General features: G+C 75.4%; 8 protein-coding genes. All 8 read right to left on the reverse strand.

Annotation, left to right across the window (positions count from 1 at the left end):
- Positions 1-74: 74 nt before the first annotated feature.
- On the reverse strand, positions 75-758 hold the full coding sequence (locus tag CWIS_RS16450; protein WP_048344426.1) for a VOC family protein: 684 nt from the start codon (positions 756-758) through the stop codon (positions 75-77).
- Positions 759-808: 50 nt separating this feature from the next.
- Entirely contained in the window at positions 809-1,729 is a 921-nt protein-coding gene (locus CWIS_RS16455) for a transglutaminase family protein (protein WP_048344427.1), read from the reverse strand.
- On the reverse strand, positions 1,726-4,263 hold the full coding sequence (locus CWIS_RS16460; RefSeq protein WP_082156555.1) for a circularly permuted type 2 ATP-grasp protein: 2,538 nt from the start codon (positions 4,261-4,263) through the stop codon (positions 1,726-1,728). Before CWIS_RS16460 ends, CWIS_RS16455 begins: the two co-directional genes overlap by 4 nt.
- A gap of 558 nt (positions 4,264-4,821) precedes the next feature.
- Positions 4,822-5,550, reverse strand: a complete 729-nt coding sequence (locus tag CWIS_RS16465; RefSeq protein WP_048344429.1) for a BTAD domain-containing putative transcriptional regulator — start codon at positions 5,548-5,550, stop codon at positions 4,822-4,824.
- Positions 5,551-5,639: 89 nt separating this feature from the next.
- Positions 5,640-5,894 (reverse strand): hypothetical protein, encoded by a 255-nt coding sequence (locus CWIS_RS16470; RefSeq protein WP_048344430.1) that lies wholly within the window; start codon positions 5,892-5,894, stop codon positions 5,640-5,642.
- A 41-nt stretch (positions 5,895-5,935) separates the two neighbouring features.
- A complete protein-coding gene (locus CWIS_RS16475; protein WP_053071795.1) occupies positions 5,936-7,075 on the reverse strand; it encodes a M64 family metallopeptidase in 1,140 nt (379 codons plus the stop codon).
- Positions 7,075-7,461 (reverse strand): hypothetical protein, encoded by a 387-nt coding sequence (locus CWIS_RS16480; RefSeq protein WP_053071796.1) that lies wholly within the window; start codon positions 7,459-7,461, stop codon positions 7,075-7,077. The genes CWIS_RS16475 and CWIS_RS16480 overlap by 1 nt, the downstream gene beginning before the upstream one ends.
- A 232-nt stretch (positions 7,462-7,693) precedes the next feature.
- The coding region (locus tag CWIS_RS16485; RefSeq protein ID WP_197080880.1) for a hypothetical protein at positions 7,694-8,516 on the reverse strand (823 nt) is incomplete at its 5' end.

The raw sequence follows: 8,516 nt of genomic DNA on the forward strand, positions 1-8,516 counted from the left end.
ACGCGTCGCGCGGTCCCGCCGCGCTGACCGCGCGCACCGCTCGTCCGACGGGCCCGCGACGGGTCCTGAGCTGCTCAGCCCTGTGCCGGCTGCTCGTCGTCCTCGCCTGGGACGGGCGCGCCGTCCGGCCACGCGGCGATGCACACGCGGTTGCCCGCGCGGTCCGACAGGATCCAGCTCGCGGGCGCCCCGGACTCCTCGACCACACGACCCCCGGCGGCGAGCGCGGCGGCCAGGCGGGACTCGGCGTGCTCGCGCGCCACGGAGACGTCGACGTGCATCGCGTGCCGCAGCGGCCGGGCCGGGTCGAGCTCCTGCATCCACACGGTCGAGCCGTGGCCCAGCGGGTCGATGCTGTTGTCGTCGGACGCCTGCGCGTAGCCCAGGACGGCGCGCCAGAACCCGAGGTCGGTGTCGTCGGGCCGGGCGGAGACCGCGAGCTGGACCTCCTGGACCGCGGCCCGGTCGGCGACGGCGCCGTGCGTGCGCGCGACCGCCGAGATCACGCGGGCGAGGTCGACGTGCCGCTCCTCGAGGTGCCACAGGTCGCGCGTGAGCCGCACGCCGAGCTGCCCGTCGGTGATCGACAGGTGGACCCCCGAGCCCTCGAGTCCGTGCACGCCCGCGACGTCGACGGCCATCGCCGCGGCCGCGGCGAGCGACGGGACGCGGAACACCGCCGCCGCACCGCCGTGCAGCACCACCCAGTCCTCGAGACCGTCCGCCGCCAGGAACGCCCGCCAGCCCGCTTCGCTCATGGATGCCTCCCAGGGCGAACCTAGCGCCGTGGCACCGGCAGGGCAGCCGGTCAGACGAATGCGGGTGAGCCGGACGGCACCAGGTCCACCTGCACGGTCAGCTTCGAGCCGCTGCCCTCGGTGAAGATCACGCCCCGCAGCGGCGGCACGTCGTGGTAGTCGCGCCCCCACCCGAGCACGACGTACCGGTCGTCGACGAGCTGGTCGTTGGTCGGGTCCGCGTCGACCCACCCCGCGCCCGGGACCCACACGGACACCCAGGCGTGGGACGCGTCGGCGCCGCGCAGCTTCTCGCGCCCGGCCGGCGGCCGCGTCTCGAGGTACCCGCTGACGTAACGCGCGGGTACGCCGTGCAGCCGCAGCGCGGCGATCATGAGGTGCGCGAAGTCCTGGCACACGCCGGTGCGCTGCGCGAGGAGCTGGCGCTGGGTCGTGGTGACCGTCGTCGACCCCGTGCGGTACGTGAGCTCGTGGCGGATCCGGTGGCACAGGTCGACGACGACCTCGGCGAGCGGACGCCCCGGCGCGAACGACGGCTCGGCCCACGCGCGCACCTCGTCGACGAACGTCACGTGCGCGGACGGCAGCACCATCTCGCGCAGCGCGACGAGCGCGTCGGGCGACATCGCCGCGGCCTCCGAGCCGGACTGCACCGACGCCGCGGTCTCGTCCCACGCGACGGTCGGCAGGCTCGCCGCGTCGGGCTGCGGCCGGGTGACCTCGATCGTCGAGCGCGCGGTCACGACGAGCCGGGTGTGCGGCTCGGTGACGCAGTAGTACGTCGTGCGGTTGCCGAAGTAGTCGTGCTGCACGGCGGTGTCGGCGGGGGCCGGGTCGAGCTCGACGTGGCTGGTCACGCACGTCTGCCCGGGCAGGTCGCGCGGGGTCATGACCGTGCGCCCGTAGGAGTCGGTGACCTCCTGCGGGTAGGTGTACGTGGTGCGGTGCACGAGGTCGTACGTGCGGCTCACGGCGCCTCCTCCTCGTCGCCCGCGTCCCACGGGTCGTCGAGCGCGCGAGCGGCGAGCGGCCGCGCGAAGTGCACCTTCTCGATCTCGTCGGCGACGGCCAGCAGGCGCCACTGGATCGAGTCCAGCGTCTCGGCCAGCCGCGCCCGTCGTCCGTCGGCGTCGCGCGCGGCGGCCGCGGCAGGGTCGAGCTCGGCGACGAGGTCGAGCACCTGCGTGAGCAGGCGGTCGCGCTCGTCGGTGCTCCGGGCGCGCATCGGGACGCCCGCCAGGTCGCGGCGCAGGCGGTCGAGCTGGAACGCGAGCGAGCGCGGGTTGGCGTCGTCGAGCAGCAGCAGGTCGAGCACCGCGGTGACGCCCGCGTCGTCGGGGTAGCGGCGGCGGAACGTGATCGACGAGTCGTGCGCGAGCACCACGGAGTCCACGACGTGCGCCTCGACCGTGCGGGCCAGCGGTTCGACGAGCGTGCGGCGCAGCGCGGCGACCACGTGCTGCGCGCGCTCGAGCCGACGACCCGCGTCGAGCAGGTGCCAGCCGACGTCCCGGACGAGGCCCTCGGCGACGATCCCCGCGACCGCGAGCAGGCCCTCGAGCGTGCGGTCGAGCACGGGCCGCAGCCCGGCGGTCGCCGCGCGCGCGTCGTCGAACCGGCCCAGGTCGAGCCCGACCTCGGGGACGCGCTGGCGTGCGCGCTCGGCCCGCAGCGCGCGGTCGATCCGGGCGAGCGGCCCGAACGTGTCGGTCGAGAGCTGGTCGCGCACCGCCGCGGCGGCGTTGCCGAGTCCCGCCACGGACGCCGCGATCGACTCGGGGCGGGCGCGGTCGAGAGCGAGCTCGCGCAGCGTGGGGGCGTGCGTCGCGTCGTCGGCGGCGTCCGGGTCGACGAGCGCGCCGACGAGCACAGCGAGCGCACGCCCGCCCGCGGACCGCGGCCGCCCGTGGAAGTCGTCCCACCGGTCGACGACGACGCGCAGGTCGCGCGCCTGGTCCTCGGCGCGTTCGGCGTAGCGACCCAGCCAGAACAGGTTCTCCGCGGTGCGCGGCGAGATCCCGACTCCCGCGCGGCGCGCGACGGTCACCTCACCGGCACTCTCGGTCGCCTCCGCGGGCTGGTCCGCGCCCGCACCGGCGAGCACCCACACGTCCTTGGCGACCGCGCCGGTCCGCGACGAGACCACCGGTCCGTCCGCGACGCGCGCGAGCCCACCCGCCATGACCGTGTACGCACCGCGGTGCGCCACCGCGAACGTGCGGAGCACCCCGACACCCGAGTCCGCCCGCGCCGGCCGACCGCCGGCGGGCTCGTCGTCGGGGCCGGGCAGGTCCACGACCGCCCCGCCGCCGACGCGCGCCTGCCCGGCCCAGCGCCACGGCTCGGCGGCGATCCGTGCCGCGAGCGCGTCGCGCGCGGCCGCGTCGAGGGTCCACCCCAGCACGCCGCGTTCCTCGCGGGACAACGGGATCAGGACGAGGTCTGCGAGGTTCGCGAGCACGTGCGACGCCGACGACGCCTCGCCGCACCACCAGGTGGGCGCGGACGGCAGCAGCAGGTCCTGGTCGAGCACCGTGCGCGCGAGGCGCGGGAGCGCCGCGATCACCGCGGGGTTCTCGAGCACGCCCGACCCGAGCGGGTTGACGACCGAGAGCGTCCCGGCGCGCACGGCCCGCACGAGCCCCGGGACGCCGAGGCGTGACCCGGCGCGCAGGTCCAGCGGGTCGCACCAGGCTGCGTCGACGCGACGCAGCAGCACGTCGACCGGCTCGGTCCCGCCCAGTCCCCGCACCCACAGCCGACCGTCGCGCACGACGAGGTCAGAGCCCTCGACGAGGGGCAGCCCGAGCATCGAGGCGAGGTACGCCTGGTCGAACGCGGTCTCGGAGCCAGGCCCGGGCGTGAGCAGCGCGATGCGGGGCTGCGGCGCCGACGGCGGCGCGACGTCGTGCAGCGTCTGGCGCAGCGCGCGGAAGAACGGGCCGAGCCGCTGGATCGGGGTCTGCCGGTACACGCCTTCGAGCACCTGCGCGACGACGCGTCGGCCCTCCATCGCGTACCCGGCCCCCGACGGCGCCTGGGTGCGGTCGACGAGCGCGAGCCACGTGCCGTCGTCGTCGCGCGCGAGGTCGGTGGCGGTCAGGACGAGCTCGCGCCCGCCCGGCAGGCGCAGCCCGTCGACCGTGCGCAGGAACCCGGGGTGCGCGACCACCGAGGTGGGGGGCAAGAGCGAGTCCGTGAGCAGGCGTCGGGCGCCGTAGAGGTCCTGGAGGACGGCGTCGAGCAGCTCGGCGCGCTGGGCGATGCCGGCCTCGAGGCCCGACCACTCGTCCTCGTCGATCACCACCGGCGCGGGGTCGAGCCGCCACGGCTCGTGCTCGGCCGCGGTGCCGTACGTGACGCCGTGGTCGGCGAGCAGCGCCTCGGCCTCCGTGCGGGCGCGGGCGAGGTCCGTCTCCGTCGGCATCGGGGCGTGCTCGGGCAGCCAGTCCCACGTGCCCCCGGGGCGTGCGCCGGTCGGCCCGGCGGAGGAGAGCACGTCCATCACAGCCCGAGTCTGACGCACGACCAGGCCAGAGGGCTTGCGTCTCGCATCGTGGTCGGACCCCTCAAATACTTGACCACATCAGTCGGATTAGAGAGTCTTCGGCCCACGGGGGTCGGCCGTCGGGGGACGGGCCGACCCCCTGACCTTTCCCCACCCCCCGCAGCGTCCCCCACCACCCGCGACCCAGCGGTCGCTCCGGCCATATCGACGGCAGGCCTGATCAACCGCTGCCTCGCTCCCCCCACCACCCGCGACCCAGCGGTCGCTCCGGCCAAATCGACGGCGGGCTTGCTCAACCGCTGCCTCGTGGGCGATGGGTGGACGACGGGGCCCGCGCTGCGGGCCGGCGTCTCCTCGCGCTCCGGGAGTGGACGCTGCGTCACTGCTCGGGCGCGGGGGTGCGGTCAGGCGAGACAGGGGTTGCTCCGGGCGCGGGGTGGTCGGGCCTGAGTAGGTGCTGGGTCGTCGGGGTGGTGGTGCGGCGAGACAGGGGTTGCTCCGGGTGCGGGACGTCGAGGCCTGAGTAGGTGCTGGGTCGTCGGGTGGGGTCTGGGGTCAGGGGGTGGGGTGGGGGAGGAGGTCGGTGAGGGCGGGGGCGACGTCGATGCCCAGCTCGCGGCGCAGGAGTCGGCGGTGGTCGTCGAGCGCGCGGTAGGCCTCGGCGCGGTTGCCCTCCGCGAGGAGCGCCTCGAGGAGCAGGCGCTGGGCGGTCTCGCGCAGCGGCTCGGCGTGCACGAGCGCCGCCGCGACCTGCGCCGCGGCCGCGGGCTCGTCGGCCAGCCACCGGTAAGCCGCCCGCTCGAACGCGTGCAGCACCTGCTGCCGCAGCCACGCACGGTCGAGCAGCACGGTGTCGTCGTCCCAGCCCGGAAGCAGCTCGACGGTCGGCCGCACCACCCCGGGCACGCACCGCAGCACCTCGTCGACCGGGACCGTCCCGGCAGCGACACGTGCTGCCCACTCGACGACGTCCGCGACGTCCACGGCCACGCCCGCCCCGAGCCGCACGGTGCGGCGGTGCGCGTCGACGAGCTGCGGGACGGCACGGTGCAGCCGCCACAGCGTGGTGCGCAGGTTGCCGCTCGCCCGGTCGGCCGCGCAGTCGGGCCACAGCTCACGCGCCGCCCGGCTCCGCTCGACCTCCGTGCCGTGCCGCGCGAGCAGGACGATCAGGGGCCGCGTCCCGTCGGGCAGGTCGACGTGCGCGCCGTCCCTGGTCACGTAGGGCCCGTCGAGCAGGTGCACGACGAGGCCTGCGGTGCTCACCACGGTCGTCGTCGGCATCGTCGCCCTCCCCGCGCGGACGGCCACGAGGCCGAACGCCCGAGGAGAAGGTGCCCCCGGCGGACGCGTGAGATACCGGCCGGGCCGGGTCAGCTCAGGACCGCGTAGCGCCCCTGCACCTGGATCTCGGTGGCGGACAGGTTCTTCACGGTGATCCAGTACGTCAGCAGGCCCGCGCCCGCGAGCTGGACCTGCACGTCCCACTCGAGCTGCGCGCCCGAGCCGCCGATCGTCGTCGGGACCACGGTCCAGACGACGTTGGCGGCGAGCGGCCACGAGTGCGTGAACCACTTCTGCGTGGCGCCCGCCGGCACCGGACCGGTGAACTGCGTGCCGACCTGCATGTGAGCTCCTTCGTCGGGCGTCCGGCGTCCGCCGGTGCGCGTCAGACGGACGCGACGACGGCGTACCGGCCGTCGACCGTGACGTCCTGGTCCGTGTCGTTCGTGACCGCGACCCAGTACTGGATGCGCTCGCGGGACGTGCGCTGCACGCGCGTCTCCCACCGCACGCCGCCCACGGGTGTGACGGGCGTGCTGGGCACGACGGTCCACAGCGCGTGCCAGCACGCGGGCCAGTCGTAGGTGAACCACGTGACGGTCTGGTGGGCCTTGACCGGTCCGGTGAACTGCGTGCCGACGTACGGGCCGCTGAACTGCGGGAGGTGCGGGGCGAGCACGGCGGTGATCGCGCGCTTGCACACCACGCAGAACGGGGCGGTGAGGATGCGCATCTTGCACGTGTGCATCGAGCGGTAGATGCCGCAGCGGGCGCGCGCGCCGCCCTCGAACAGCCCGACCGTCGACTCGGGCACAGGGCTCGGCTGCTCGGAGTCCGGGCCGCCGCAGTTGCCCGCGCCGCGCACGAGCGTGGGCAGCGGGGTGGTCGCCGCGATGAGCTCGTGCCACTTCGTCGTCGCGCGGGCCGTGATCGTCGTGACGTTCGGCTCGACGGGCTCGCCCGTCGTCCACGTGTCCATCGCGTCGCCGTACTCGTCCTCGAGGCGGAACGCGGAGTGCCCGAGCTCGTGGACGCCGATGTCGGAGGCCTGCGGGTGGGTCGAGAACCATGCGACGGAGCCGCCCGCGCCGCCGTAGATCGGGTTGTTGACGATGATCACCGTCGCGTCGACCTCGGGGACCGCGGCGCTCGCGGTGGCCAGGGCGAGGGCCTCGTCGCCCGCGAGCAGCCGACGCGTGCCGGCGACGCAGTACGTCGCGTCGAAGAACGTCGCGGGGGTCTTGCCCGACCCGGGGCTCGGGTCGTCCGCGCAGGCCACGGGCTCGTCGGCGCCGGAGTCGGTCGACGAGACGTCGACGCGGAAGACGTTGAGCGCGCACCAGTTCTCGGTGAACGGGGGCGTCGCGAACAGCTTCGAGACGAACGCCTCGGCGTCCGCGTGGAACTTCGTCAGCTCGGCCGCCTGGTAGCCCTCGGACAGGATCACGAGGCACCAGCGGCTCGCGTCGGGACCGTGGTCGACGATCTTCGTCGTCGAGACCACCGCGCCGTCGGCCGCGCCCATCAGCTCGCCCCTTCCTCGAGCCGGACCTTCGCGAGCTGGCGGGGCGCGAGGCGTGCGGCGTCGGCCGCGTCCGCGTCGGCCCGGCCGCGCACGACGAGCTCGACCCCGCCCGGCAGGTCCGGGACGAGGACCTCGAACGCGCCCTTGACCTCGTCGGCGGCGACGTGGCGCGGCAGCACGCCGTGCCGGTTGTGCACCTCGTACTGCGACCGGATGGGCCGGTGCAGCACCTGCGTGTAGAGGACGGTGCCGCTCGCGTCGCGCACCTCGACCCACGAGCCGCGCGATCCCGCGGCCACGAGCTCGGTGTCGTCGGGCGGGGCGAGCGTCGCGACGCGCCGCTTGGCGGCGACGCGCACCTTCGCGCCCTCGTACGCGAACGTCACGCGCCACGAGGCAGGTTCCGACGCTCCCGTGCTTCCCGACGAGCCCGTCGTTCCCGAGGAGCCTGTTGTTCCCGACGAGCCCGTTGTTCCCGACGAGCCTGTGGTCCCCGACGAGCCGGCTGACTCGCCCGCGGTCGCGCGCACCTGTGACGGGCGCAGCGTCGGCCGCCCGGCGTCGCGGTGCTCCTCGCCCTCGCGACCCGGTCCGCCTCGCCCCCTGCCCTCGGTCATGTCATGCCCCCACGAACGCCGTGCCGTCCCAGACCGCCGCGACCTTCTCGCGCACGCTGGACGCCGAGACCTGCCCGGCGGACCACAGCAGCGCGAGCTCGTCGCCGAACCGCGTCACACCCGCGACCAGCCCCGTCGTGTTCGTGAACCGGTTCCACGCGCCGGGCACGCCCGACGACGTCGGCGCGCCCGGGTCGGGCGCGTACCAGCCCGCCGCGGCGAGCACCGGGGCGAGCCGCACGAAGCGGTCGGTCACGGTGGTCTGCGTGCAGGTCGTGGCGTCGCAGTCCCACAGCGACCAGGCGACGGACGGCACCGTGCCGGCGTCGGGTGCGGCGGTGTCGAGCACGCGCGCGACCACGGTCTGCGGACCCGCGCCGCCCTCCTGGCCGAGCGCGAGCGCGTCGGTGGCCGGGTCGACGAGCGCCGACGCGGGACTGAGCTCGAGCACGCGGCCGAGGTACGGCAGCAGGTCGGTCGGCGGCAGCACGCCGATCCCCGCGGGTGGCAGCGGCCGGACCGCGGAGAGCACGGGCAGGGTCGCGCCCTGGGCGTGCAGTGCCGCGCGGGCCGCGTCGAACGCCTCCGCGACGTCGTTGCGGACCTGCACGCTCACCGGGATCGACGCCTGCGCCGGCCCGGTGGGGCGGTCGTTGAGCCGCGTCGTCAGGTACAGCGGCGGCAGCACGGGGTCGAAACCCGGCGTCGGGTTGGGGCCCGCGACCCCGAGCGTCGCCGCGAGCACCTGCGCGCGCATCACCGCGTCGTCCTGGATGAGGTTCAGGTACCCGCCGACCTGCGTGATGTTCAGCGGCGGGGGCACG

This window comes from Cellulomonas sp. A375-1, assembly GCF_001040865.1.
Taxonomy (GTDB): Bacteria; Actinomycetota; Actinomycetes; order Actinomycetales; family Cellulomonadaceae; genus Cellulomonas; species Cellulomonas gelida.